The sequence below is a fragment of the Marinobacter sp. EVN1 genome (assembly GCF_000475375.1).
GTDB classification, from domain to species: domain Bacteria; phylum Pseudomonadota; class Gammaproteobacteria; order Pseudomonadales; family Oleiphilaceae; genus Marinobacter; species Marinobacter nauticus.
On the sequence record NZ_AXCB01000034.1, the window covers coordinates 111,425 to 136,304 of the forward strand.

Here is a 24,880-nt window from a genome sequence, read left to right on the forward strand (position 1 = left end):
TCGACAAAAGCCATCCATGGCTTTTGACGGTCCCGGAAAGGTACCCCCCTGCTCGAACCCCATACATTTCAGTCGCATTCAAAAAGAATTAGCGCTGGATTCAGGAGGTACTATCTTCCGAGTACCGACCGGGCAATGATTTCCTTCATTACTTCCGACGTGCCGCCATAAATCCGCTGCACCCGGGCATCAATAAAGTTCCTGGAAATCGGGTACTCCGTGGTGTAGCCGTAGCCGCCAAACAGCTGCAAACAGCCATCAGCAACACGACACTGCATCTCGGTAGCGCTGTACTTGGCCATGGACGCCGTGGGGGCATCCAATTTGCCCTCTTCGTATTCCCGAATGCACTGGTCCACAAACGCTTTGTTGATGCGGTAATCCGTTTCCATGCGGGCAATTTCGAAGCGTGTGTTCTGCAACTGGCTGAGCTTCTGGCCAAACAGCTCACGCTCCTGGGCATACTGGATGGTCATGTCCAGCGAGCCCCGGGCCGCTGCCACACCCAGCGCTCCGATCACCAGTCGCTCTCGGGGCAGCTCGCGCATCAGGTAAACGAAACCCTGGCCTTCCTCGCCCAGCAACGCCGAGGCAGGTATGCGCATGTCGGAGAAAAACAGTTCAGAGGTATCGCCAGAGTGCTGGCCAATCTTGTCCAGGTTCCGGCCTTTGCTGAATCCTGGCAGCGACGTATCGACCAGGAACAGGCTGATCCCTTTGGCTCCGGCTTTGGGATCGGTTTTGGCGGCGACGATGACCAAATCGGCGTGTTGGCCGTTGGTGATGAAGGTCTTGGAGCCATTGAGGATGTAGTCGTCGCCGTCTTTCACAGCGCTGGTGCGCATGGCCTGCAAGTCGCTGCCGGCGCCCGGCTCGGTCATGGCGATGGCGCCTACCGCCTCACCTGATACCATCTTCGGCAGCCACTGCTGTTTCTGCTCTTCATTGCCGATATGGCTGAGATAGGGCGCGACAATGTCGGAATGCACCATCACGTTGGTGGAAAGCGCACCGAATCCCAGCCGGGCAAGCTCCTCACCCACCACGACCGAGTACTGGAAGGGTGCACCGCAGCCGCCGCAGTCTTCCGGCACATCGACACACAGCATGCCTGCATCGCCCAGAGTGTTCCAAAGCTCCCGTGGCACAATGCCGCTTTTCTCCCAGGCCTCGTAATGCGGGGCCACTTCGGTTTCCAGAGCCTTGATCACAGACTCCCGGAAAAGAGCCAGTTCTTCCTGATCGACAGGGTTAGTCATATCACTCACCTGTAGTTACCGGTTCGCTTTTGGCGAACACCATTACAGAAACCTGCTTTTGGCAGGTTATTTCAATCTCACTTTGGCGCCATCCGCAGGGCACAATCAAGCCGGATGACTTCGCCATTAAGAATCGGGTTGCGCACCATCTGGTCCACCATCATCCCGAACTCTTCCGGTTTACCGAGGCGTTTCGGGAACGGCAGCGTGGCTGCAAGGCTGTCCTGCACTTCCTCGGGCATACCCGCCAGCATTGGTGTCATAAACAGGCCAGGAGCAATGGTATTTACCCGAATCCCTTCACGGGCCAGCTCGCGGGCCGCCTGCAGGGTCAGGGACACCACACCGCCTTTGGATGCGCTGTAAGCCGCCTGGCCAATCTGGCCTTCGTAGGCAGCAACCGAAGCGGTATTGATGATGACACCGCGCTCGCCGTCAGCGTTCGGTTCCCGTTGCGCCATATCGGCAGCCGCCAGCCGCAGGATATTGAAGGTGCCGATCAGATTAACCTGGACCACCTTGCTAAAGCTCTCCAGCGGCATCACACCCTCACGGCCCAGAATCTTGGCCGCCGGCGCAATACCCGCGCAGTTCACGGCGACACCGCAGGGGCCGTGAGCCTCTCGCGCAGCACTGACAGCAGCCTCAGCACTGTCGGCCGAAGTCACATCGCAATGCAGAAAGATGCCGCCGAGCTCAGCCGCAACCTTTTCGCCCTGCTCCTTGTTCACATCAAGAATCGCAACCTTGCAGCCAGCCGCCGCTAGAGCACGGGCAGCGCCCTCACCCAGACCGGAGGCACCGCCTGTTACAATTGCCGGCACATTCTGGAATTCCATCGGGTACTCCTTATTAACAATGATCGAAGTCTGATCCGCGGGTATTCATTCGGACCACAAAAACACTTTACGTTTACGTAAACTTTAACTAACCTTGGTGAAAAAAGGAAATCCGTCATGAGCGAAAAACGAACTTTCAGCATCAGCGAGCTTTCCCAGGAGTTCGATGTAACCACCCGGAGCATCCGGTTCTATGAAGACCAGGGGCTGCTCAAGCCCACCCGGCGCGGGCAAACCCGGATCTTCAGCACCAAGGACCGCGTTCGCTTGAAGCTGATTCTCCGGGGCAAGCGCATGGGCTTTTCCCTGGCCGAAACGAAAGAACTGTTCGACCTCTGGGACGAAACGCTGACCGGCAATGAAAAGCAGCTGCTGAAGATGCTGGAAATCCTCAGCGCAAGACGGGAACAGCTGGAACAGCAGAAAGAAGACATCGCCATGGCAGAGATGGAAATGGACACCGCCGAAGCACGGTGCCGCGAGGCCCTGACCGAACTGCAGAAGAAAAAGGAAGAGCAGGGCCTGACGACGAACACCAAAGAAACCGCTGTCAGCAAATAGCACCTGGCAGCCAACGGATACCCGACGTTAAAAACAAAAAGGTAGCAAACGATGAAATCACAGTACTCAGAGCTCAATTTCGGCCTCGGCGAGACCCTGGACATGCTCCGGGAACAGGTGAACAACTTCGCCGCCACCGAAATCGCCCCGCGGGCCGAGGAAATCGACAAAAACAACGAATTCCCCATGGACCTGTGGCGCAAACTGGGCGACATGGGCCTGCTGGGCATTACCGTCAGCGAAGAGTACGGCGGCTCCGACATGGGCTATGTGGCCCACGTCATCGCCATGGAAGAAATCAGCCGCGCCTCGGCCTCCGTTGGCCTCTCTTACGGTGCCCACTCCAACCTGTGCGTGAACCAGATTCACCGCAATGGCACCGAAGAACAGAAGCAGAAATACCTGCCCAAGCTGGTCACCGGTGAACACATCGGCGCCCTGGCCATGTCCGAACCCAACGCCGGCTCCGACGTAATTTCCATGAAACTCCACGCCCGCGACGAAGGCGACCACTACGTCCTCAACGGCAACAAGATGTGGATCACCAACGGTCCGGACGCACACACTTACGTTATCTACGCCAAGACCGACCCGAAAGGCGGTTCGAAAGGCGTCACCGCCTTTATCGTAGAGCGCGACTACCCGGGCTTCAGCCGTCACCAGAAACTCGACAAACTCGGCATGCGCGGCTCCAACACCTGTGAACTGGTGTTCCAGGACTGCAAAGTTCCCAAAGAAAACGTCCTGGGCGGCGTGGGCAACGGTGCCAAAGTCCTCATGAGCGGCCTCGACTACGAACGCCTCGTCCTCTCCGGCGGCCCGCTAGGTATCATGCAAGCTGCTATGGACGTGGTCGTCCCCTATATCCGCGAGCGCAAACAATTCGGCCAGGCCATCGGTGAATTCGAACTGGTACAGGGCAAAGTCGCCGACATGTACACCTGGATGAACACCGCGAAATCCTACGTCTACATGGTGGCCCAGTCCGCCGACCGCGGCGAAACCACCCGCAAAGACGCCGCCGGCGCCATCCTCTACTCCGCCGAAATGGCCACCAAACTGGCCCTGGACGCCATCCAGCTGCTGGGCGGCAACGGTTACATCAACGAATACCCGACCGGCCGCCTGCTGCGGGACGCGAAACTCTACGAAATCGGCGCTGGAACGTCTGAAATCCGACGGATGCTGATCGGTCGCGAGCTGTTCCTGAACAAGTAACGACGCACAGAATCCAGCTCCAATTGTACGACTAGGGACTGGAGGGGTGTCGTTCCGAAAATTTCGGAGGCCATGGATGGCCGGAGAGAAGCGCACATGGATGTGCTCGTAGCGGTTTTCGGAACGACACCCCTCCAGGCCCGTGCCCCCAACCCGAGGGACCACGGAACATGACGATACTCCAAAGCAAAATCAACCCAAGGTCCGACGAATTCCAGGCCAACCACCAGGCCATGCAACAAGCCGTCGCCGACCTCCGGGAAAAAGTCGAAAAGATCCACCAGGGCGGCGGCCCCGACTACCAGAAGCGCCACACCGACCGAGGCAAACTCCTGCCTCGCGAGCGCATCAACACCCTCATCGACGAAGGCTCCCCCTTCCTCGAAATCGGCCAGTTCGCCGCCTACAACGTCTATAAGGAAGAAGTGCCTGCCGCTGGCGTCATCGCCGGCATCGGCCGCGTCTCCGGCACCGAGTGCATGATTATCGCCAACGACGCCACCGTCAAAGGCGGCACCTACTTCCCGCTGACCGTGAAAAAACACCTGCGGGCCCAGGAAATCGCCATGGCCAACCGCCTGCCCTGCATCTACCTGGTGGATTCCGGTGGCGCCAACCTACCCCAACAGGACGAAGTCTTCCCCGACCGCGACCACTTCGGCCGCATCTTCTACAACCAGGCCCGCATGAGCGCAGACGACATTCCCCAGATCGCCGTCGTCATGGGCCTGTGTACCGCCGGGGGCGCCTACGTACCCGCCATGGCCGACGAATCCATCATCGTCCGGAACCAGGGCACCATCTTCCTGGCCGGCCCTCCGCTGGTAAAAGCCGCCACAGGTGAAGTGGTCAGCGCGGAAGACCTGGGGGGCGCCGATGTGCACTGTAAAATCTCCGGTGTCGCCGACCATTACGCCGAGAATGATGCCCACGGCCTGGCAATCGCCCGCCGTTGCGTGGCCAACCTCAACCGCCGCAAACCGGTACCGGTTGAGGTCCAGAAGCCCCGCGCCCCGCTGTACGATCAGGAAGAAATCTACGGCATCGTCGGCACCGACCTGCGCAAGCAGTTTGATGCGCGCGACGTCATCGCCCGCATCGTCGACGGCTCAGAATTCGACGAATTCAAGCGTTACTACGGCTCCACCCTGGTGACCGGGTTTGCCCACATCCACGGCTACCCCGTGGGCATCATCGCCAACAACGGCATCCTGTTCAGCGAATCCGCCCAGAAAGGCGCGCACTTTATTGAACTGTGCTGCCAGCGCAACATACCGCTGCTGTTCCTGCAGAACATCACCGGCTTTATGGTGGGCCAGAAGTACGAAGCTGAGGGCATCGCCAAACACGGCGCCAAGATGGTGATGGCCGTGGCCTGTGCCAACGTGCCCAAGATCACCGTTCTGATTGGCGGTAGCTACGGCGCTGGCAACTACGGCATGTGTGGCCGCGCCTACAGCCCGGACTTCCTGTGGATGTGGCCGAATGCCCGGATCTCCGTGATGGGCGGCGAACAGGCAGCCGGCGTGCTGGCGCAGGTGCGCCGGGAAGGCCTGGAGCGTAAAGGCCAGAGCTGGAGCGCGGAGGAAGAAGCCGAGTTCAAGAAGCCCATTACCGAAACCTACGAACACCAGGGCCACCCCTACTACGCCAGCGCCCGCCTGTGGGATGACGGCGTGATCGACCCGGCCCAGACCCGGGAAGTGGTTGCCCTGAGCCTGTCTGCCACCCTCAACCGGCCCGCCAAGCCCACGCGCTTCGGCGTGTTCCGCATGTAAAGGAGCGCAGCCATGTCACAGCAAGACACAGCGGTTCTGCTGCACCAACGGGGCGATGGCGTCTCGGAAGTGGTGTTGAACCGCCCGGACAAACGCAATGCCTTCGACGACGTGATCATCCAGCAGCTGATTCAGGCTCTGGAACACGTGGACCGGGATGAGCAAACCCAGATCGTTATCCTGCGCTCAGAGGGCAAACACTTTTCCGCCGGAGCCGACCTGGGCTGGATGCGCCGCATGGCGGACAACACCCGCCAGGAAAACCTGGACGACTCCCGGGAACTGGCCCGTCTGATGAACACCCTGAACCACCTGTCCAAGCCCGTGATCGGCCTGGTGCAGGGGGCGGCCTTCGGCGGCGCGGTCGGCCTCGCGGCCTGCTGCGACATTGTGCTGGCCACTGAAAAAGCCAGCTTCTGCCTGAGCGAAGTCAAACTCGGCCTGATTCCGGCCGTGATCAGCCCCTATGTGGTGCGAGCCATCGGCGAACGTCAGGCCCGGCGCTACTTCCTGTCGGCGGAAGTCTTCGGTGCTCAGGAGGCGCAGCACTACGGCCTGGTTCACCTGGTGTGCGAAGACGAACAGGCCATGCACCAGCGTTGCGATGAACTGCTGCTGCAACTCGCGCTGAACGGTCCCGAAGCCATGAAAGCAGCCAAGGAGCTGGTCTTTGCGGTCAGCCACAAGACCATCACCTCCGAAGTGATTGACGATACCGCGCAGCGCATCGCCGATATTCGTGTGGGCAAAGAAGGCCAGGAAGGGCTTAGCGCTTTCCTGAACAAACGAAAGGCCAGTTGGATTCCGGAGACACAATAATGTTTAACAAGATCCTGATAGCCAACCGGGGCGAAATCGCCTGCCGGATCATCCAAACGGCCCATCGAATGGGTATCCGCTGTGTGGCGGTCTACTCCGAAGCCGACGCCAACGCCAGGCACGTGGCCATGGCCGACGAGGCGTTCTACATCGGCCCCGCTCCAAGCTCCGAAAGCTACCTGCGGGCCAATAAAATTATCGAGATTGCCAAAGAAAGTGGTGCCCAGGCCGTCCACCCCGGGTACGGCTTTCTGTCTGAAAACACCGACTTTGCCGAAGCCTGCGAGGCCAACGGCATTGTCTTTATCGGCCCGCCCTCGTCGGCCATTGCCGCCATGGGCTCCAAGTCCGCCGCAAAGGCCATCATGGAAGACGCCGGTGTCCCCCTGGTGCCCGGCTACCACGGTAAAGACCAGTCGCCGGACTTGCTGCGGGCTGAAGCCGAAAAATGCGGTTTCCCGCTGCTGCTGAAAGCGGTTGCCGGCGGCGGCGGCAAAGGCATGCGGGTGGTCGAAAACATGGCCGAATTCGACGATGCCCTGGCCGCGGCCCAGCGCGAAGCAAAAAATGCGTTCGGCAACCCGGACATGCTGATCGAGCGCTACCTGACCCAGCCACGCCATGTCGAAATCCAGGTGTTCTGCGATCAATCCGGCAACGGCATCTATCTGGCCGAGCGGGACTGCTCCGTGCAGCGCCGGCACCAGAAAGTGCTGGAAGAAGCGCCCGCCCCCGGCCTCAGTGAAGACACCCGCAAAGCCATGGGCGAAGCCGCGGTGCGGGCGGCCCAGGCCATCAACTACGTGGGCGCCGGCACCGTCGAGTTTCTGTACGACGTGGACGGTTCCTTCTTCTTCATGGAAATGAATACCCGCCTGCAGGTAGAACACCCGGTCACCGAAATGGTCACCGGCCAGGATCTGGTGGAATGGCAACTGAAAGTGGCCTGGGGTGAGCCCCTGCCGCTGACCCAGGACCAGGTAAAGACCCGTGGCCACGCCATCGAGGCGCGTATCTACGCCGAAGATCCGGATCAGGACTTCCTGCCAGCCACCGGAACCCTGCGTTACCTGAGCACTCCGGATGAGTCTGCCCACGTGCGGGTAGATACCGGCGTGACCGAAGGCGATGAAATCAGCATCCACTACGACCCGATGATTGCCAAACTCATCGTGTGGGACGAGACCCGCGAACAGGCGGTCAACCGCATGGTTCAGGCCCTGGAGCACTACCGTATCGCCGGGCTGAAAACCAATATCCGGTTCCTGCACGCGGCGGTGGATGCTCAGCCATTCCGCGAAGCCGAACTGACCACCAACTTCATTGCCACTCACAACAACCTGCTGTTCCCGAAATCCAGACTGGATCTGGACAAGGCACTGGTGCTTGCCGCTGGATTCATCCTGGAGCAACGCAAATCAGCGGAACCGGTTACCGGCGATCCCTGGTCGCCGTTCGGCCGCAAGAACAGCTGGCGCATGAACTCCGAATACGCCCAGCCTCTCACCCTTCAGGTGGGCGACGACAAACACGAACTCAAGATCCTGGAACGGGATGACCGCTACCAGGTGTTTGTGGGCGGCAGCGTGTACCACCTGAACGCGAAATTGAACGACGATTTCCTGCAGGCGGTCATCAACGGCCACCGGCTAAGCGTGCACGGCAACCTGCACAACGAGGAACTGGTGCTCTTCTACGAGGGCGATACCTTCAAGTGCACCGTGTACCGGGAAACCTACGGGTTTGAGGAAATGGCCAGCGAAGGCAGCCTGGCGGCGCCCATGAACGGCTCCGTGGTGGCGATTCAGGCCAAGGTAGGCGACAAGGTAACGGCCGGCCAGACGCTGGTGATCATGGAAGCCATGAAGATGGAACACGCCATCAAGGCACCCGCCGATGGTGTGGTTTCAGAGACTTTCTACGCCGAGGGTGACCAGGTGGCCGAGGGTGCGGAACTCATAGCCATCGACACCGGGGAGGCAGAATAATGGCCTTTCCGAAGCAGGCTCGGTTGGTGGAAATGAGCCCTAGGGACGGGCTTCAGAATGAGCCCGGCGATGTGATTGCCACCGAGGTCAAAACCGGCCTGATCGACCGGCTGGCCGATTGCGGTCTCAGCCACATCGAGGCCGCCAGCTTCGTATCACCCAAATGGGTGCCGCAAATGGGCGACGCGGCCGCAGTGATGGCCGGCATCACCCGTAAACCCGGCGTTCGCTACTCGGCCCTCACCCCGAACCTGAGAGGGTTCGAGGGCGCCCTGGCGGCCGGGGCCGACGAAGTGGCGGTATTCGGTGCAGCATCGGAGTCCTTCACCCAAAAGAACATCAACTGCACGATTTCTGAAAGCCTGGAGCGCTTTGCACCGGTGGTTGAAGAAGCCCGCAAACACGGCATTCCCGTGCGCGGTTACGTGTCTACCGTGATGGGCTGCCCGTACGAGGGCGATATCCAACCGGCACAAGTGGCCACCGTGGCCAAGGCCCTGTACGACATGGGCTGCCACGAAATTTCCCTGGGCGACACCATCGGCGTGGGTACGCCCCTGAAAGCCAAGCGCATGCTCGAAGCCGTGGCTGCCCATGTGCCCATGGACAAACTGGCGGCGCATTTCCACGACACCTATGGCCAGGCCCTGGCCAACCTCTACGCTGTACTGGAAGAGGGCGTAAGCGTGATTGACGCCTCTGTGGCCGGTCTGGGCGGCTGCCCTTATGCCAAAGGGGCCTCTGGCAACGTAGCCACCGAAGACGTGCTATACCTGCTTAACGGCCTGGGCATCGATACCGGCGTGGATCTGAACAAGCTGGTGAAAACCGGCGACTGGATCTGCGCGCAACTGAAACGTCATAACGGCTCTAAAGTGGGCCAGGCACTCGGGGGCCTGTGCCAGTAACTTTCCAGCCCTCAACTACAAAAACAATGGAGGCAGAGACATGAGCAAGACTCTCCCAAGTTACACCAGTGGTATCGCAGAAAAGCCACTGCTGGGCATGACCATCGGCGATATGCTGGACCGCACCGCCCAACAGTTTCCCGACAACGAGGCTCTGGTGTGCCTGCACCAGGACATTCGCTGGACTTACAAAGAGTTCGTCGACAAGGTAAACGAGGCGGCCCGGGCGTTCATGGCCATCGGCGTCAAGCGTGGCGATCGCGTGGGCATCTGGTCACCCAACCGCTACGAATGGACCGTTACCCAGTTTGCGACCGCGAAAGTGGGCGCCATTCTGGTAAACATCAACCCGGCCTACGGTGTACACGAGCTGAAGTACGCCATGAATCTGGCCGGCATCAGCGTTCTGGTTACCGCCGACAGCTTCAAAACCTCCAACTACCGGGAAATGATCTACGAGCTGGCCCCGGAACTGAAGCGCAGCGCACCCGGTAAACTCAAAGCTGACAACGTCCCCGATCTCCGGGCCGTCATTAACGTACACCCGGATAACCACGAGGGTATGTGGACCTGGCAGGATTTCCTGGGCTTTGCCGGCGACGTATCAGAGGCGGACCTTGCCAAGCGTCAGGATGAGCTGCAGTTCGACGACCCCATCAATATCCAGTTCACCTCCGGTACCACCGGCAACCCGAAAGGCGCCACGCTCACCCACCACAACATTCTGAACAACGGCTATTTTGTTGGTGAAAGCCAGCGCCTGACCGAGAACGACCGGCTGGTGATTCCGGTGCCGCTCTACCACTGCTTCGGCATGGTGATGGGCAACCTGGGCTGCATCACCCATGGCACCGCCATGATCTACCCGAGCGAAGGCTTTGATCCGAAAACCGTACTCCAGGCCGTCCACCAGGAAAAAGCCACGGCCTTGTACGGTGTGCCCACCATGTTCATCGCCGAACTGGCCGACCCGGAGTTCGACAGCTACGACCTCTCCACCCTGCGCACCGGCATCATGGCAGGTTCCATCTGCCCCGCCGAAGTAATGAAGAAGGTCAACGGCAAGATGAACATGAAGGAAGTGCAGATTGCCTACGGCATGACGGAAACCAGCCCGGTTTCCACCCAGACCAGTTCCCTCGACCCGTTCGAGAAGCAGGTCACCACCGTGGGCCGCACCCAGCCGCACCTGGAAACCAAGATTGTCGACCCGGGCACCGGCAACGTCATGCCCCGAGGAGAGATTGGCGAACTGTGTACCCGCGGCTACAGCGTAATGCTGAAGTACTGGAACAACGAGGAAAAGACCCGCGAAGCCATCGACGATGCCGGCTGGATGCACACCGGCGACCTGGCGACCATGGACGAGGATGGTTACATCCAGATTGTGGGCCGCATCAAGGACATGGTGATCCGCGGTGGTGAAAACATCTACCCGAAAGAGATCGAAGAGTTCCTCTACACTCACCCGTCCATTGAAGAGGTGCAGGTAACCGGTATTCCGGACGAGAAGTACGGTGAAGAGCTGATTGCCTGGGTGAAACTGCGGCCCGATGCAGACCCGGTAACCGCAGAGGACCTGCAGGCCTTCTGCAAGGGCAAGATCGCCCACTTCAAGATTCCCAAAAACTACAAGTTTGTGGATGCCTTCCCGATGACCGTGACCGGGAAGATCCAGAAGTTCAAGATGCGGGAAATCTCGATTGAGGAAATGGGACTGAAGCAATAATCGAATACCGCCCACAGGCGAGCCCGCTGCCTGTCCCAGAGACACCGCCATGAATGGCAGCACCGGCCCCATGGACAGCCGCCCCGGCCAGAAAAAGAACCGTGGGCACCGCGACCATCACCCCCACGCTGGTGCCAGCATTCATCACCGAGCTGACCCGGCCATGCATCGAGCGCCGAACCAGTGCCTGCATGGCCGCTGTCAGGGCAGGCATCATCAGGCCCGTGCAGATACCACAGGCAAATACGCCCAGCCCCAGTGACAGGGCACCGCCCGACTGACTGATCAAAGCCTGTCCGACTCACCCAAAAACGCAGGAGGCCATCGCCGTATTCCGGGCACCGAGACGGTCGGCACACCAGGGCGCCACCACCGACGCCAGGGCAAAGCTGATTAGAGGGAGTGCACCGATAATACCGATCACATGGGGCGACAAAGACAGATCCGCACGAATGGGCGGAACGAACAAGCCGAATGCAAAGCGCGCAAGGCCGAAGCTGATCGCAATCAACCCTGCGCCCAGTAATGCGAATGCTGTGCTTGAGGGAAACCTAATGCCACCTCCGCTGACTGAAAAGCATGGTAAACCATGTATTCAAATGTCAGCGTAGTCGCCAACCTCAGCCAGCGGCAACTTTGAGTTGCTCTGCCAGCTCGTCGTCCAACACGTTGGCAAGTCTAGCCGCTGACCGGCTTTCCATTCTGTCGGTGTACTCCCGGAACACATCGAGTTTGGGGATATTTTCCTGCATCATTTCCCACCACAGGTAGCTGCTCACCAACACATCTGCAGCCGTGAACTGCTCACCGCAGATATAGGGTGTTTTTGCCAGCGCTTGCTCAAGGGTTTCGATGCTGGCGTCGATGGGGCCGCAACCTACAGACTGCTCATTATCGCTATCGATCCGCCATCCATAAGCCTTGGCACTGGTCGCCATTTCAAACGGACCCGCCATAAAAAACAGCCAGCGGTAGTAACTGCCACGTTCCGGGGAACGAAGACCTGGAGCCAGGTTCTTTTCCGAAAACTGGTCGGCCAGATAGGCACCGATTGCGGCGACTTCAGTCACCACCACGTCGCCATGCTTGATAGCGGGCACCTTGCCCATCGGGTTAATGGCCAGGTATTCTGGCCCCTTCATATCCCCGCCAAACTCCAGTGTTTTCACCGTATAATAGGCGCCCACTTCCTCCAGCATCCATCGAACCACGCACCCACGGGACATGGGATGGGTATAAAGCGTCAGATCTGACATATTGATCTCCTTTTCCTGCCAGTTGTTTTCATGATTGTGTGTACTGCAGCGCCAGCTTATGCGGCAATTAGGCAAGAATCCGTCCTAAATAAATGAAATAATTCGTGGCATCATCTGACGGCTGATTCAGCTCCCCGGAGGCGCCCATGTCTGGCCCAACCACCCGTGTATTGACTGTTCTGGAACTACTTCAGGCTCATGGCCAGTTGGGCGGAGGGGAGTTAGCGCAACGGCTGGGCGTAAACCGGCGCACGGTTCGGCGCTACATCCGGATACTGGAGGATCTGGGTATCCCTGTGATGACAGAACAGGGACGCTACGGTGGGTACAGACTGGTGGCGGGCTTCAAACTACCGCCGATGATGTTCACCAACGAGGAAACGCTGGCGATCTCGCTGGGCCTGCTTTCCGCGAAGCAACTTGGATTGACCGATGCAGCGCCCGCCATTGCCAGTGTTCAAGCCAAACTGGAGCGGGTAATGCCCGACAAGTTAAAAGGCCGGGCTCGCACCATCAGCGAAACAGCCAGGGTAATCCTGCCGCGCAAAGAGCCAAACCTTGATGAACATGCACTGGACACGCTGGCCACCGCCACAGAAACGGCTCGTTCGGTCCAGTGCATTTACCACGCTCCACAACCCCCCTCTGTCAGCCTAGTTGTCCAGTTGGCGAGTTCGCCTGAATTTAACCAGTCGGGGGCGGCATGGAAGCCTGTTCCGGTGCCCATTACTGGGCTCGGGAGTTAACCAAACTCGGCCACGATGCCCGGATTATCTGGGCCTTACTGATGAACCAAACCGAGTTTAAAGTACAACCTGTGGCAGTCTGACCATGCATAGTAGAAACTAAAAAGCCCTTACCGCAGAGGCGGCCAAGGGCTTTTGCTAAAGCTAAACCCGGAACAACAGGATTCTAGCTAGCGCTTTTAACAGCCTTTCTTCGGGATAGAGTTATACCCGCAATGCCCAAGCCAAGCAAAGCTAGGGAGCCAGGCTCAGGTACCGGTGTCGCTTCACTATAATCCGTTCTTCCAAAGCCAAACGAAGCGGACTGACTGAATGTATCGAACCCAACTTTACCAGACATGAACGCTGCATCAGCGATTCTTGCCGAAAAGATAGTAGAACCTCCTTGTGTAATGCTGGCAAAAATATCATTCCCTGATCGGCCAACCTCAAAGCCGTAAACAATACCACTTCTCCAGACCGCAGCATCCGAGGCCAGGATTGTTCTCACACCGTCAACTTCTTTATAGAGGCCAATACCATCAAAGCCATATAGGCTGCCTACGCCACCACCGCCCCAGCCGAGACCGTAAGAATTATCGCTGTCCTGCCACCCAAAAACGATACCCATGTAATCATTATCGCGGTCATTAGCTCGAACCGACGTGCGAAAGCCAAAGTCGCCCACAGAGGAGAAATCACTAACTAACGCTCCATGCATATTGCCGCCATTGGCAATTGTATTTCCAGAAGCCCCCCAGTTCGCAGTGCTTTGAATATCGTAAAGGAGCGTTGTTTCTGAACTCCAATCGGAAATGATGTCGCTTTCGCTGATGAGTGCCGCCTGGAGCGATGAGCCGACCAGTGATAAGCCAACGAACGCAGCTACTTTTTTTATTTGAATCCCCATAATCCTGAGTTTTCTCCGATACTTGTGAAGTTTAATACCAGGTTTGGTAACGTATGCTTCTCGAGCCGCAATCAACTAGCAAAAATCATTCCACAATAACAAATAATCATATTTTACAACCTGGAAATTTATCTCAAACACACTACCTGTAAATTTATCCGACACATGTTGAGGGGGGGGGTTACGATCAATTGAGAAAGAATAAGCTCGAAGTGCTAGCTCACAACAATTTTAAAAGGCAATACTTAAACATCACTCACTCTCAAGAGAACCGTCTATGCAGGCGCCTTTCTGGCTGACTACGGCTTTGCTGTTTCCGGTGTTGCTCTATCAGGGCAAGCGCACCCGGCGGATGACGCCACGGCTGCCAGAGGCCACTGGGGATTGCGCAGGCCAGTACGGCGAGGGAGAGCCCGTTTTTCGGTTGCTGGTGCTGGGCGAGTCCACTGCGGCGGGCGTGGGGGTTGAAAGCCACGCCCAGGGTCTGGCAAGCCAGTTGGCGTTGCAGTTACATCAACGCACCGGGCTCTGTATTGGCTGGTCTACCTTTGGGGTGAATGGTATTCGGCTGGGTGCGCTGCTTGATGCGCTGGGCTCCGCCGACTTGCCACCGGCAGATGCAGTATTACTGAGCATGGGGGTAAACGACACTACCGGTTTCACTCCACGGTTCCGGTTTCGCCGGCAACTGATTCAGCTCCGCGAAACCCTGGCAACCCGGTATCAGGCGCCCATTACGTTGCTCAGCGTGCCGCCCATGGACAAATTCTCGGCCTTGCCGGCACCCCTGCGCCAGGTTATGGGATGGCGGGCGCGGCAGTTGGACAGGGTGTATCAGGTGCTTGCGGCAAGGAAACCAGAAGATTTCCGGTATCTGGGTTACCCCACGGTGTCAGACCCTGCCCTGCTCGCCCGGGACGGCTACCACCCGAGCGACAAGGGCTACCGCGCTATCGCGCAGGCGTTGGCCGAACAGGACTGGGGGCTGCCGCCCCCGTAACTCATCCCAGGTTCTTGCGCATGAATTTCTGCAGCTCGCCCACAATCCCGCTGCGGAAGGCCAGTACCGTCAGCACAAAAATGCCGCCAAGGATCGGGTCTACCCAGTCGCGCAGCGGCCCCTGGGACAGCTGGTATTCAATGTTCACCACAAAGGTGGCGCCCACCACCGGCCCAAGCAGCGTACCCATGCCGCCCACCAGAGTCATCAGGATGACCTCGCCCGACATATGCCAGTGGGCATCATTGAGAGACGCCAACTGGAACACCACGGATTTCATGGAGCCGGCCAGGCCCGCCAGCGCGGCGGAGATCACAAAGGCCAGGATCTTGTAACGATCCACGTTGTAACCCAGCGAGACCGCCCGCGGCTCGTTCTGCTTGATGGCTTTCAGGATCTGCCCGTACGGGCTGCTGACAATGCGCTGCACCAGCAGATAACAGGCGATAAACACCACCAGCACGAAGTAGTACATGTTGAGGTTGTCTTCGAGGTTAATCAGACCAAACAGCTCGCCCCGGGGGATGCCGTGCATGCCGTCTTCGCCGCCGGTGAATTCCGACTGCACAAAGAAGAAGAACACCAGCTGTGCCAGCGCCAGGGTCACCATGGCAAAGTAGATGCCTTGCCGGCGGATCGACAGTAACGCAAAGGCCAGTCCCAACAAGGTGGCCGTGGCGGTACCGGCAATGATGCCCATCTCGGTGGTCAGGCCGGAGAAATGACTGAGCAGGTAGCCCGTGGTGTAACCTCCGGTGGCCAGGAAGGCCGCATGGCCGAAGGACAGCAGGCCGGTAAAGCCGAACAGCAGGTTAAAGGCCACCGCAAACAAGGCAAAACACAGGATCTTCATCAGGAAGACCGGGTACATCACGAAGGGCGCGGCCAGCAGCAACAGCAGCAGCACGCCGTTCACCATCAGTTTCTTGCGGTCCTGGATCTTTTGCTGCTCGACAATGGCCTTGTGGATATCGGCAGGATTAACAGGCTGGTTCATGATTATGCCTCCTTACCGAACAGGCCGGTGGGTCGGATCATCAGCACCAGGACCATCACCAGGAAGATAACGGCCGAAGACGCCGGCGGGTAAAACGTTTTGGTGAGGCCTTCGATCACGCCCATCAGGATGCCCGTGATTATGGCCCCGCCAATGGAGCCCATGCCCCCGATCACCACCACCGCAAAGACCACGATGAGAATGTTGGACCCCATCACCGGAGTTACCGAATAAATGGGTGCCGCCAGCACACCGGCGAAAGCCGCCAGCATGACGCCGAATCCGTAGGTCAGGCTCACCAGCAAGGGTACGTTAATGCCGAAGCCCTGCATGAGCTGTGAGTCTTCTGTGCCCGCCCGGAGGTAGGAGCCCAGTTTGGTTTTCTCGATGATGAACCAGGTGCCAAAACACACCAGCAGGGCCACCACGATCACCCAGGCCCGGTAGTACGGCAGGAACATGAAGCCAAGGTTGATGCCGCCTTTGAACATGTCCGGCATGGAATATCGAAGTCCGGACACGCCGTAGATATTGGTGAGCACGCCCTGGATGATCAGGGCCACCCCGAAGGTGAGCAGCAGGCTGTAGATATGATCCTGGCCGGCAATGCGCCGGAGCAGGAAGTATTCGATGAGCATACCAAACGCGCCAACCAGTACGGGAGCGACAAAGAGCGCGACCCAGTAATTGACGCCCAGCAGGTCAAACAGAACCACGGTGACCAGGGCACCGAGCATGTACATGGCGCCATGGGCGAAGTTGATGATCTTCAGCAGACCGAAGATAACCGCGAGGCCAAGGCTTAACAGGGCGTAGAAGGCGCCGTTGATAATCCCGATCAGCAGCTGGCCAGACAGCACAGCAAGGGGGACGCCGAAAATCATGGTCATGTTGCTAACTCCACAAGCAGCGCAGACGTTGTTTTTGTTGGGGTGTTCGTCCGGGCGGGTACCCGGCGCCGGTCGCGCTTAGAGACCGGGCACCGGGTCATTCCCCGTTGCTTAGTTCACCAGCTTGCACTTGCTCTCAGAGAGCGGACGGTAGGCTTCATCCGCCGGAATCGTCCGCAGGATCTTGTACAGATCCCATTCATTCTTGGACTCCGCCGGGGTTTTCACTTCCGCCAGGTACATGTCATGCACCATACGGCCGTCTACCCGGATTTTGCCGTTCTTGGCAAACATGTCCTTGATGGGTGTATCCATCATCTGCTTGCGCACGGTCTGGGCATCATCCGAGCCGGTGGCGGCCACCGCATTCAGGTATTGCATGGTGCTGGAGTAAATGCCGGCATGAACCATGGTCGGGCGCACGCCGGTTTCTTTCATGAAGCGATCAGACCACTCGCGGGTTTCATCGTTCATGTCCCAGTACCAGCCGGTCGTCAGCTGGATGCCTTGCGCGGTTTCCGCACCGAGGGCATGGACGTCGGTAAGGAACAGCAGTAACGCCGCCAGTGTCTGGCCCGCCTGGGTTACCCCGAACTCACTGGCGGTGGTGATGGCGTTGGTGGTGTCCGCACCGGCATTCGCCAGGCCGACCACATCCGCGCCCGAGGCCTGGGCCTGGAGGATGAAGGAAGAGAAATCCTGGGTCGGGAACGGATGGCGCACGCTGCCCACGATCTCGCCGCCGTTGGCCTCAACCACGCGGGTAACGTCGGCTTCCAGGGCGTGGCCGAAGGCGTAGTCGGCGGTCAGCAGATACCAGGTCTTGCCGCCTTCCTTCACTACAGCACTGGCCGTACCATTGGCCAGCGGATAGGTGTCGTATACATAGTGAATGTGGTTGGGTGTGCAGTGTTCGTTGGTGATGCTGGAAGCCGCCGAACCGGAAATGATGCCCAGCCGGTCGTTCTCTTCCAGGATCTTGCTCACGGCGATGGACACCGAGGAAGCCACCATACCGGCCACCAGATCCACCTTGTCGTTTTCCACCCAGCGGCGAACGGTGCTGGAGGAGGTGTCCGGGCTGTTGCGGTCGTCAGCACTTACCACTTCAATCCTGGCACCATTGACGGTACCGCCAAAATCCTTGATCGCCATTTCCAGGGCAGTCAGGCCATTGGGGCCGGCCAGGTCTCGATAGGTACCGGACATATCGGCCAGGTAGCCAATTTTTACAGTGTTGTCCGAGATTGCCGCCTGGGCACCACTGGCCATCAGAGCTGATGCAACGGCTGAGGTCAGAAGCTTTTTCATCATTGTCATTGTTGTTTCTCCGCTACTGTCTTGCGTTGGTTCGGGTTGTTGTTGCTCTTATTACTCTCGTTCTATCCGGGGTCAGACCCCCAAATAGCCATCCAGCACCGACTGTTTGGCACTCAGTTCGTTGGCGCTGATTTCTTCCACAATCTGGCCGTGCTCCACCACGTAATGTCGGTCGGCCAACGGCGCGGCAAAGTGGAAATTCTGCTCCACCAGAACAATGGTCAGGCCCTTGTTCTTCAGGGCTATCAGGACTTCCCCCAGTTTCTCCACGATCACCGGGGCCAGGCCTTCGGTGATTTCATCCAGCAACAGCATGTTGGCGCCAGTGCGCAGAATGCGGGCCATGGCCAGCATCTGTTGTTCGCCACCAGAGAGCTTGGTGCCCTGGCTGAAGCGGCGTTCATAGAGGTTGGGGAACATGGTGTAGATTTCTTCCAGGCTCATGCCACCGCTGCGCACCACCGGCGGCAGGGTGAGGTTTTCCTGCACGCTGAGGGAGGAAAAAATGCCCCGATGCTCGGGGCAATACCCGACACCCAACCTGGCAATATGATGAGGCGCGCACTGCATGGTTTCTTCGCCGTTGATCATGATGGAGCCCGTGCGCCGGCCCACCATGTTCATGATGGCTTTCAGCGTGGTGCTGCGCCCGGCGCCATTTCGGCCGAGCAGTGTGACCAGTTCGCCCCGCTGAACCACCATGTCGATGCCGTGCAGAATGTGGGATTCGCCATAGAATGCGTGCAGGCCGGAAATGCGCAGCTGCTCGTATTCGCGGTCCGGATTCTTGCTCATTGGGCCGCCTCCACATTTTCGCTGGCGGCGGCCTGTAACCCCCGCTCGCCACTGCCATCACTGCCCATATACACCTCGCGCACACGCGGGTCGGCGGAGACCGTCTGGTAATCGCCTTCCGTCAAGACTGCACCCTGGGCGAGTACGGTGATGCGGTCACACAGTTTGCTGACCACGCTCAGGTTGTGCTCCACCATCAGTACCGTCCGGCCCTGTGCGGCCTTGCGCACCAGTTCCACAACGCGGTCAACGTCTTCCGAGCCCATGCCCTGGGTGGGTTCGTCCAGCAGCAACAACTGGGGTTCCATGGCCAGGGTGGTGGCCAGCTCCAGCGCCCGTTTGCGGCCATACGCCAGCTCTACCGTGGTGGTATTGGCGAACTCGGCCAGGCCAACAGACTCCAACAGCTCCATGCAGCGCTCGTTGAGCTTGTGCAGGGAGTTGCCGGATTTCCAGAAGCTGTAGGAGGAGCCCTCTGCGGTTTGCAGGGCCACGCGAATGTTTTCCAGCGCGGTCATGTGGGGAAACACGGCAGAGATCTGGAAGGAGCGAACAATGCCTTTACGGGCAATGGCGGCGGATTTCAGGGGAGTGATGTCTTCGCCGCGATACAGAATCTGCCCGCGGGTGGGAATCAGGAACTTGGTCAACAGGTTGAATACGGTGGTCTTGCCGGCACCGTTGGGGCCGATCAGGGCGTGGATATCCCCCTGACGGATCTGGAGGTTGACGTCGTTAACGGCAACAAACCCCTTGAATTCCTTGACCAGGTTACGGGTCTCGAGAACGTACTGTTCACTCATGAGCCACTTCACCTTTTGTTATTGTTGTATTTCGCAACTAGCACACAGATTAGATTTACGTGCACGTAAACGTCAAGAACTAATTTTGTTATTTCTCGGGCGGTATGGAATAGGTCATGGTGGAGTGTGCCACCGGGTCTTCCATGCCATCGGAATAGACGAAAACCTCGCCCACGCCCATGGTGCGCCCCACCTTCAACAGGGTCGCCCGTGCCCGTATCGGCGCATGTGCCACGGGCTTGCGAAGGAAGTTGATATTCAGGTTCGTCGTCACCGCCAACGGCACCAGGCCAATCCGGCTGAGCAAGGCTGCGTACATGGTGACATCCGCCAGCGCCATCATCGCTGGCCCGGATACGGTCCCGCCCGGGCGCAGGTGATCATCCTCCACGGCCAGGGTCATTTCCGCCCAGCCGTCACCCAGTGCCTCCAGGGAGCCGTATGCGGCCCCCTGGGGGAACTGAACCTCGAGGAAGTCTTTCAGCTCCTCGAAGGTCACTTTCATGCCGGCACCTCATCCTGGGCCCGGTTGCGCAGCACGAAGCGCTGGATCTTGCCACTGGGCGTTTTCGGCAGTTCATCCACGAATTCGATCTCACGCGGATAGGCGTGAGTGGACAGACGACGGCGAACCAGTTCCTGCAACTCCTCCTTGAGCGCCTGGTCGTCCACCGGCTCCTGGCCAGCTTTGATCACAACATAGGCTTTGATGATCGAGCCGCGCTTTTCATCGGGCTTGGCCACGACACCGGATTCGGCAACAGCGGCGTGTTCCAGCAAGGTACTTTCGACATCGGCCGGCCCCACGCGGTAGCCTGCGGTGGTGATGATGTCATCGTCCCGGCCACTGAAAGAATAGCCGCCATCGCCATGGCAGATCACCATGTCACCGGTCAGGTAGTAGCCGTTCACGAACGGGTCTTTCTCACCCCAGGTGTAACCATCGAAATGGAACAGTGGCGAGGCTTTGATATCCACCGCCAACTGGCCAATCTCGCCGGCCCCCACCTCTTCGTTTTTCTCGTTCAGCGCCACCACCCGATGCCCGGGCGATGAGTACCCCATGGAACCCTGGCGAATGGTGTGCTCCAGGCCATGGAAGTTGCAGCAGGTCATACCGGTTTCTGTCTGGCCATAATGATCCTTGACCGGGCAGAAGTGCCGGCGGGCAATCCAGTTCACCACTTCCGGGTTCAGTGGTTCACCCGCACTGCTGCACACCCGCAACCCCAGATTCTCCCCTTCCGGCAAGACCTGATCGTTGGCCTTCAACAGCCGATACGCCGTGGGCGCCGCCGCCAGGTTGGTGATCTTGTACTTGCGGATCATGTCGTAGGTGGATTCAGGGGTGAACGGGTTGGGGTTGAAATGCGTGGCGTGGCCCATCAACAGCGGGCCCGTAACGGCGTAGTACAGACCATAGGCCCAGCCGGGGTCAGCCACATTCCAGAACACATCGTCGTCGCGCAGTTCAATGGCGTACTTCATGTACACATAGAAGGCCAACAGGGCTTTGGCGGGCACCGCCACGCCTTTCGCTTTGCCGACAGTACCGGAGGTGAACATCTGCAGGAACGGATCGCTGCCGGTGATCATCACCGGCTCACACTGGTCTGACTGCTGGTCCAGTACCTGCTGGAAGTCTGCAACGTCCTCGCCCGTGGCGGCGGCGTTCACGCACAACACCGGCGGGCAGTTGTTGACGTCGTTCAGCTTGGGATAGTTGTCCGGATCGGTGACCACCAGTTTGGTGCCGGCTTTTTCCAGGCGGTATTCAATGGCCCCGGAGCCAAACGCGGTAAACAGCGGCTGGTAAACCGCACCCAGGCGCAAGGTGCCGGCAATCACGATCAGGAGTTCCGGGCCCCGCGGCAGCAGGCCCGCTACCCGGTCACCCTTTTTGACACCATGAGACTTCAGATAGTTGGCAAAGCGGGCCGAGGCTGCTTTCAGCTCTGCGAAGGTAAGCACGCCATCACCACCACCCACTTTCTCGTAAAACAGCGCAACCTTGTGCGGGTCGGAAGCCCATTTATCACAGATTTCGTGGCAGACGTTCAGGCCACTGTCCAGGCGCCCGTCCAGGATTTCCGCTTCCAGTGCGGCCGCATCAAAGTTGTCATACACCTCGTTGTAGTGCGGTAGGCTCATCGTACACTCCATTTGTTGTCGTTGTTGGTTGCACAAGATTTAGTCAGGTTTAGCATAGCCTTCACTTTACGTAAAGGTAAACTTTAGGCTAAAAAGAAAGGGCGACCTGCCATCGCCCTCCCCTGCTTACTCCGGTTTGTACAGCCGCAGAATGCTGGAGAAATCCAGCTCTCCGTTGCCCTGCCCGGCATGCAGCTGGAACAGGTTTCGGGCCAGGGAGCCCATGGGAATCGACGCCTGATTGGTCACCGCGTTGTCGAAGGCCAGGCCCAGATCCTTCGCCATCAGGTTCACCAGGAAACCGCCCTGATACTCGCGGGAGGCTGGCACACCCTCCATCACCCCCGGCCAGGGGTTATAGACATTCAGTGCCCAGTTACCGCCAGAGCTTTGTTTCATGATTTCCGAGAGTACGGCAGGGTCCAGGCCATTTTTCGCACCCAGGGCCAGGGCTTCGCTGGTGCCGGCCATCAGGATCGCCAAAAGCATGTTGTTGCAGATCTTGGCCACCTGCCCGGCACCATGGGGGCCGGCGTGGAAGATATTTTTACCCATGCCTTCCAGAATCGGCTTGGCTTTCTCGAAGGTACTCGCGTCGCCGCCACAGATGAAGGTGAGCGTGCCGGCTTTGGCACCACCCACACCTCCGGATACCGGGGCATCAATAAACGCAAGCTCTCGCTCAGCCGCCTGTTCGGCGACGTTGCAGGCCGTTTCCGGGGCAATCGTGGAAGAATCGATCACCAGCGTGCCGGCTGGCAATGCAGCCAGCAGGCCATCGTCACCCAGGTAGACCGCCTCCACATGCTTGCCGGCCGGCAGCATGGTGATCACGCATTCTGCGCCCTCGGCGGCGGCTTTGCCGGAATCCGCCGTGCGGGCACCTTCGGCCACCAGGGCCTCAACTGCTGGCTTGGACAAATCGAACACGGTAACGTCGTGGCCGGCCTTGAGCAGGTTGGCCGCCATTGGCGCACCCATGTTGCCCAGGCCGATAAAGGTAATCTTGGCCATGTTGCTTCTCCTTGTTGTTGTACGGGTCATCGCTGCGCAAAGGCAGACTACTGGCTGAAAAATCCGTTAACCCAGGCGCTGTCCACTTCACTGAGTGAGGCATAGCGCCAGCGGGGCTGCATATCCTTGTCGATCAGCAATGCCCGTATGCCCTCGGCAAATTCACCTTTCTTCAGGCTGTTGTGGGACATCACCAACTCGTTGTCGAGCACCTCTTTCAGGCTGTGCAGGCGGCTGCGGTGGTAGTGTTGCCACATCAGGGCCAGGGAGGTCGGAGACGCGGCCTTCAGCCCCTTCACCGATTTGCCGAGCCAATCTTCCCGAGCCCCCAGCTCGTCCAGTTGCGCCACCACCTGCTCCAGAGAATCCGCATCGGTGGCCTGCTGGATGTCTTCAAAATGCTCACGCACGGGAGACGCGGGTAAGGCCTCACGGCTCTGCTGTTCAAACTGCCGCAGCACTGCGCTCACCACCGCCTGCGCCTCCGCTCGTTGCCAATCCGCCGCTTTCAGGGCATCCACAACCTGGTCTTTCAGACCATGGGAGATAAACCGGTCGGCCATGTTCACGAACAATGCATCGGCGCCGTTCATGCGGGCACCGGTCAGTCCCAGAAACAGGCCCGTGCGCATGGGCATGCGGTTCAGGAACCAGCCGGCACCGATATCCGGGTACAGGCCGATGCTGACTTCCGGCATGGCGAGCTTCGAGTGTTCGGTCACCACCCGGTGAGAAGCACCCACCATCAGACCAATACCGCCACCCATCACAATGCCGTTGCCCCAGCAAACGATGGGCTTCGGGTAGGTGTGGATCTGGTAATCCAGCTCATATTCCTCGTTAAAGAAGCGCTCGCCCTCCGCCAGTTTGCCCGGCTCGGTCATGGCCCGGTACAGCGAGACGATATCGCCGCCAGCGCAGAAGGCTTTGTCACCCTCGGCTTCCAGCCAGACAGCCTGAACCTTGGGATCCTCGGCCCAGCGGCTGAGCTGGGGCTTGAGCAGGCTGATCATATCCATCGACAGTGAGTTGAGATTGCGCGGCGTGTTCAGCCGTGCCACGGCAATCAGCTCACCATCAGCGGTTTTCCATTCTTCAAATACGATTGGTTGATCACTCATAGCGAATCCGGGTTATCGGTTTTTCCAGTCGGGCTTACGCTTCTCAAGAAACGCATTCACGCCTTCTTTCTGGTCTTCGGTATGGAACAGCTCCACGAACAATTCACGCTCCATGCGCCAGCCGTCGCTGTGGCTGCGACCGTCGCGGGCGCTCATCACCAACTGCTTGCAGCGGGCGATGGACGAAGGGCTCTGCTTACAGGCACCTTCCGCCAGTTTCAGGGCGGCTTCCAGGCCGTTGCCGGTGGGCACCACTTCTTCCACCAATCCGATTTCCAGGGCCTTGGCGGCGGTTACCCGTTCACCACACAGAATCATGCGCTTGGCCCAACCCTCACCCACCAGCCAGGGCAGGTTCTGGGTGCCGCCGGCACAGGGCAGCAGGCCAACGCTGGCCTCCGGCAGAGCCATCTGGGCATGCTCTTCTGCAATCCGGATATCACAGGCCATGGCACATTCCAGGCCACCACCCATGGCATAACCGTTTACGGCGGCAATCGATACGCCACGGAACGCCGTCAGCGCTGCGAACGCTTCACCGAATCGTTGCGCCATGTCGTTGGCGCGAGCCCGGTCGCCGTCGGCGAAGGTTTTCAGGTCAGCACCGGCGGAGAAGAACTTTTCCCCCTGGCCAGTCACCACCAGCGCGAAGATATTCCGGTCGGCGTTGAGCTCTTCCACGGTCGCCTTCAGCGCGGCTAGGGAATCGGCCGTCCAGGTGTTGGCCGGCGGATTGGCGATGGTCAATACCGCAATGTGGCCGCGTTTTTCCAGTTGAATCAGTTCACTCATCACAAAT

At 58.9% G+C, this 24,880-nt stretch carries 24 protein-coding genes and 1 pseudogene; 10 read left to right on the forward strand and 15 right to left on the reverse strand.

Translation table 11 applies throughout. The annotated features are described in order from the left end of the window. Positions 1-110: 110 nt before the first annotated feature. Positions 111-1,259, reverse strand: a complete 1,149-nt coding sequence (locus Q674_RS34425) for an acyl-CoA dehydrogenase family protein (RefSeq protein WP_023009355.1) — start codon at positions 1,257-1,259, stop codon at positions 111-113. Positions 1,260-1,336: 77 nt separating this feature from the next. Continuing rightward, on the reverse strand, positions 1,337-2,098 hold the full coding sequence (locus Q674_RS34430) for a 3-hydroxyacyl-CoA dehydrogenase (RefSeq protein WP_023009356.1): 762 nt from the start codon (positions 2,096-2,098) through the stop codon (positions 1,337-1,339). Positions 2,099-2,215: 117 nt separating this feature from the next. Here Q674_RS34430 and Q674_RS34435 point away from each other — a divergent pair, with 117 nt between their 5' ends. The 8 genes from Q674_RS34435 to Q674_RS41510 all read left to right on the forward strand — a co-directional run bounded on the left by Q674_RS34435 (position 2,216) and on the right by Q674_RS41510 (position 11,361). Next, positions 2,216-2,659 carry a MerR family transcriptional regulator gene (locus Q674_RS34435; RefSeq protein WP_011785591.1) on the forward strand — a complete coding sequence of 148 codons (444 nt, stop codon included), beginning with the start codon at positions 2,216-2,218 and terminating at the stop codon, positions 2,657-2,659. Between the two features lie 51 nt (positions 2,660-2,710). Next, positions 2,711-3,877, forward strand: a complete 1,167-nt coding sequence (locus tag Q674_RS34440) for an isovaleryl-CoA dehydrogenase (RefSeq protein ID WP_014420930.1) — start codon at positions 2,711-2,713, stop codon at positions 3,875-3,877. Positions 3,878-4,047: 170 nt separating this feature from the next. Then, positions 4,048-5,655 carry a carboxyl transferase domain-containing protein gene (locus tag Q674_RS34445; RefSeq protein WP_023009357.1) on the forward strand — a complete coding sequence of 536 codons (1,608 nt, stop codon included), beginning with the start codon at positions 4,048-4,050 and terminating at the stop codon, positions 5,653-5,655. A 12-nt stretch (positions 5,656-5,667) separates the two neighbouring features. Continuing rightward, positions 5,668-6,474 (forward strand): enoyl-CoA hydratase-related protein, encoded by an 807-nt coding sequence (locus tag Q674_RS34450; protein WP_022990982.1) that lies wholly within the window; start codon positions 5,668-5,670, stop codon positions 6,472-6,474. Continuing rightward, positions 6,474-8,462, forward strand: coding sequence for an acetyl/propionyl/methylcrotonyl-CoA carboxylase subunit alpha (locus Q674_RS34455; RefSeq protein ID WP_023009358.1), 1,989 nt, complete (start codon positions 6,474-6,476; stop codon positions 8,460-8,462). The genes Q674_RS34450 and Q674_RS34455 overlap by 1 nt, the downstream gene beginning before the upstream one ends. Continuing rightward, positions 8,462-9,370, forward strand: a complete 909-nt coding sequence (locus Q674_RS34460) for a hydroxymethylglutaryl-CoA lyase (protein WP_023009359.1) — start codon at positions 8,462-8,464, stop codon at positions 9,368-9,370. Before Q674_RS34455 ends, Q674_RS34460 begins: the two co-directional genes overlap by 1 nt. 40 nt (positions 9,371-9,410) lie before the next feature. Next, on the forward strand, positions 9,411-11,099 hold the full coding sequence (locus Q674_RS34465; protein ID WP_023009360.1) for an AMP-binding protein: 1,689 nt from the start codon (positions 9,411-9,413) through the stop codon (positions 11,097-11,099). Positions 11,100-11,148: 49 nt separating this feature from the next. After that, the gene (locus tag Q674_RS41510; protein ID WP_023009361.1) at positions 11,149-11,361 is read left to right on the forward strand and encodes a hypothetical protein; all 213 of its coding nucleotides are present in this window, start codon (positions 11,149-11,151) and stop codon (positions 11,359-11,361) included. 39 nt (positions 11,362-11,400) lie between these two features. Here the strand turns inward: Q674_RS41510 and Q674_RS41515 are convergent, their stop codons facing one another. Together Q674_RS41515 and Q674_RS34475 are read right to left on the reverse strand one after the other, a co-directional pair. Then, complete coding sequence (locus Q674_RS41515; RefSeq protein ID WP_023009362.1) at positions 11,401-11,610, reverse strand: MFS transporter; 210 nt, start codon at positions 11,608-11,610, stop codon at positions 11,401-11,403. 109 nt (positions 11,611-11,719) lie between these two features. After that, complete coding sequence (locus tag Q674_RS34475; protein ID WP_023009363.1) at positions 11,720-12,355, reverse strand: glutathione S-transferase family protein; 636 nt, start codon at positions 12,353-12,355, stop codon at positions 11,720-11,722. A 146-nt stretch (positions 12,356-12,501) separates the two neighbouring features. On the opposite strand from Q674_RS34475, the pseudogene Q674_RS41690 reads away from it, so the two are divergent. After that, positions 12,502-12,675 (forward strand): annotated as a pseudogene (locus Q674_RS41690) (helix-turn-helix domain-containing protein); the annotation flags it as partial. Positions 12,676-13,267: 592 nt separating this feature from the next. On the opposite strand, the gene Q674_RS34485 reads toward Q674_RS41690, so the two are convergent. After that, a complete protein-coding gene (locus Q674_RS34485) occupies positions 13,268-13,990 on the reverse strand; it encodes a PEP-CTERM sorting domain-containing protein (RefSeq protein ID WP_023009365.1) in 723 nt (240 codons plus the stop codon). A gap of 277 nt (positions 13,991-14,267) precedes the next feature. Between Q674_RS34485 and Q674_RS34490 the strand changes: the two genes are divergently transcribed. After that, entirely contained in the window at positions 14,268-14,990 is a 723-nt protein-coding gene (locus tag Q674_RS34490; protein WP_023009366.1) for an SGNH/GDSL hydrolase family protein, read from the forward strand. 1 nt (position 14,991) lies between these two features. On the opposite strand, the gene Q674_RS34495 is transcribed toward Q674_RS34490, so the two are convergent. The 10 genes from Q674_RS34495 to Q674_RS34540 all read right to left on the reverse strand — a co-directional run bounded on the left by Q674_RS34495 (position 14,992) and on the right by Q674_RS34540 (position 24,873). Beyond that, the gene (locus tag Q674_RS34495; RefSeq protein WP_014420874.1) at positions 14,992-15,987 is read right to left on the reverse strand and encodes a branched-chain amino acid ABC transporter permease; all 996 of its coding nucleotides are present in this window, start codon (positions 15,985-15,987) and stop codon (positions 14,992-14,994) included. Between the two features lie 2 nt (positions 15,988-15,989). Further along, complete coding sequence (locus Q674_RS34500) at positions 15,990-16,877, reverse strand: branched-chain amino acid ABC transporter permease (protein ID WP_014420873.1); 888 nt, start codon at positions 16,875-16,877, stop codon at positions 15,990-15,992. Between the two features lie 111 nt (positions 16,878-16,988). Beyond that, the gene (locus Q674_RS34505; RefSeq protein WP_023009367.1) at positions 16,989-18,197 is read right to left on the reverse strand and encodes an ABC transporter substrate-binding protein; all 1,209 of its coding nucleotides are present in this window, start codon (positions 18,195-18,197) and stop codon (positions 16,989-16,991) included. A gap of 72 nt (positions 18,198-18,269) precedes the next feature. After that, the gene (locus tag Q674_RS34510; RefSeq protein ID WP_014420871.1) at positions 18,270-18,992 is read right to left on the reverse strand and encodes an ABC transporter ATP-binding protein; all 723 of its coding nucleotides are present in this window, start codon (positions 18,990-18,992) and stop codon (positions 18,270-18,272) included. Next, complete coding sequence (locus tag Q674_RS34515) at positions 18,989-19,795, reverse strand: ABC transporter ATP-binding protein (protein WP_023009368.1); 807 nt, start codon at positions 19,793-19,795, stop codon at positions 18,989-18,991. Before Q674_RS34515 ends, Q674_RS34510 begins: the two co-directional genes overlap by 4 nt. An 88-nt stretch (positions 19,796-19,883) precedes the next feature. Continuing rightward, positions 19,884-20,300, reverse strand: coding sequence for a PaaI family thioesterase (locus Q674_RS34520; RefSeq protein WP_014420869.1), 417 nt, complete (start codon positions 20,298-20,300; stop codon positions 19,884-19,886). Beyond that, a complete protein-coding gene (locus Q674_RS34525; RefSeq protein WP_023009369.1) occupies positions 20,297-21,946 on the reverse strand; it encodes an AMP-binding protein in 1,650 nt (549 codons plus the stop codon). The genes Q674_RS34520 and Q674_RS34525 overlap by 4 nt, the downstream gene beginning before the upstream one ends. Before the next feature lie 126 nt (positions 21,947-22,072). After that, the gene (gene mmsB / locus Q674_RS34530; RefSeq protein WP_023009370.1) at positions 22,073-22,960 is read right to left on the reverse strand and encodes a 3-hydroxyisobutyrate dehydrogenase; all 888 of its coding nucleotides are present in this window, start codon (positions 22,958-22,960) and stop codon (positions 22,073-22,075) included. Positions 22,961-23,007: 47 nt separating this feature from the next. Beyond that, positions 23,008-24,081: an enoyl-CoA hydratase/isomerase family protein gene (locus Q674_RS34535; protein WP_014420865.1), complete on the reverse strand. Its 1,074-nt coding sequence runs from the start codon at positions 24,079-24,081 to the stop codon at positions 23,008-23,010. 12 nt (positions 24,082-24,093) lie between these two features. Further along, positions 24,094-24,873, reverse strand: coding sequence for an enoyl-CoA hydratase (locus Q674_RS34540; RefSeq protein WP_014420864.1), 780 nt, complete (start codon positions 24,871-24,873; stop codon positions 24,094-24,096). Positions 24,874-24,880 lie beyond the last annotated feature (7 nt).

Bases quoted from the DNA above. Each gene is read 5' to 3' on its own strand.
- Q674_RS34445 (WP_023009357.1), top strand. From the start codon at position 4,048: ATGACGATACTCCAAAGCAAAATCAACCCAAGGTCCGACGAATTCCAG.
- Q674_RS34495 (WP_014420874.1), bottom strand. From the start codon at position 15,987: ATGAACCAGCCTGTTAATCCTGCCGATATCCACAAGGCCATTGTCGAG.
- Q674_RS34510 (WP_014420871.1), bottom strand. From the start codon at position 18,992: ATGAGCAAGAATCCGGACCGCGAATACGAGCAGCTGCGCATTTCCGGC.
- Q674_RS34460 (WP_023009359.1), top strand. From the start codon at position 8,462: ATGGCCTTTCCGAAGCAGGCTCGGTTGGTGGAAATGAGCCCTAGGGAC.
- Q674_RS34535 (WP_014420865.1), bottom strand. From the start codon at position 24,081: ATGAGTGATCAACCAATCGTATTTGAAGAATGGAAAACCGCTGATGGT.
- Q674_RS41510 (WP_023009361.1), top strand. From the start codon at position 11,149: ATGAATGGCAGCACCGGCCCCATGGACAGCCGCCCCGGCCAGAAAAAG.
- Q674_RS34425 (WP_023009355.1), bottom strand. From the start codon at position 1,259: ATGACTAACCCTGTCGATCAGGAAGAACTGGCTCTTTTCCGGGAGTCT.
- Q674_RS34540 (WP_014420864.1), bottom strand. From the start codon at position 24,873: ATGAGTGAACTGATTCAACTGGAAAAACGCGGCCACATTGCGGTATTG.
- mmsB (WP_023009370.1), bottom strand. From the start codon at position 22,960: ATGGCCAAGATTACCTTTATCGGCCTGGGCAACATGGGTGCGCCAATG.
- Q674_RS34490 (WP_023009366.1), top strand. From the start codon at position 14,268: ATGCAGGCGCCTTTCTGGCTGACTACGGCTTTGCTGTTTCCGGTGTTG.
- Q674_RS34525 (WP_023009369.1), bottom strand. From the start codon at position 21,946: ATGAGCCTACCGCACTACAACGAGGTGTATGACAACTTTGATGCGGCC.
- Q674_RS34500 (WP_014420873.1), bottom strand. From the start codon at position 16,877: ATGACCATGATTTTCGGCGTCCCCCTTGCTGTGCTGTCTGGCCAGCTG.
- Q674_RS34520 (WP_014420869.1), bottom strand. From the start codon at position 20,300: ATGAAAGTGACCTTCGAGGAGCTGAAAGACTTCCTCGAGGTTCAGTTC.
- Q674_RS34475 (WP_023009363.1), bottom strand. From the start codon at position 12,355: ATGTCAGATCTGACGCTTTATACCCATCCCATGTCCCGTGGGTGCGTG.
- Q674_RS34465 (WP_023009360.1), top strand. From the start codon at position 9,411: ATGAGCAAGACTCTCCCAAGTTACACCAGTGGTATCGCAGAAAAGCCA.
- Q674_RS34515 (WP_023009368.1), bottom strand. From the start codon at position 19,795: ATGAGTGAACAGTACGTTCTCGAGACCCGTAACCTGGTCAAGGAATTC.
- Q674_RS34440 (WP_014420930.1), top strand. From the start codon at position 2,711: ATGAAATCACAGTACTCAGAGCTCAATTTCGGCCTCGGCGAGACCCTG.
- Q674_RS34505 (WP_023009367.1), bottom strand. From the start codon at position 18,197: ATGACAATGATGAAAAAGCTTCTGACCTCAGCCGTTGCATCAGCTCTG.
- Q674_RS34485 (WP_023009365.1), bottom strand. From the start codon at position 13,990: ATGGGGATTCAAATAAAAAAAGTAGCTGCGTTCGTTGGCTTATCACTG.
- Q674_RS34430 (WP_023009356.1), bottom strand. From the start codon at position 2,098: ATGGAATTCCAGAATGTGCCGGCAATTGTAACAGGCGGTGCCTCCGGT.
- Q674_RS34455 (WP_023009358.1), top strand. From the start codon at position 6,474: ATGTTTAACAAGATCCTGATAGCCAACCGGGGCGAAATCGCCTGCCGG.
- Q674_RS34435 (WP_011785591.1), top strand. From the start codon at position 2,216: ATGAGCGAAAAACGAACTTTCAGCATCAGCGAGCTTTCCCAGGAGTTC.
- Q674_RS34450 (WP_022990982.1), top strand. From the start codon at position 5,668: ATGTCACAGCAAGACACAGCGGTTCTGCTGCACCAACGGGGCGATGGC.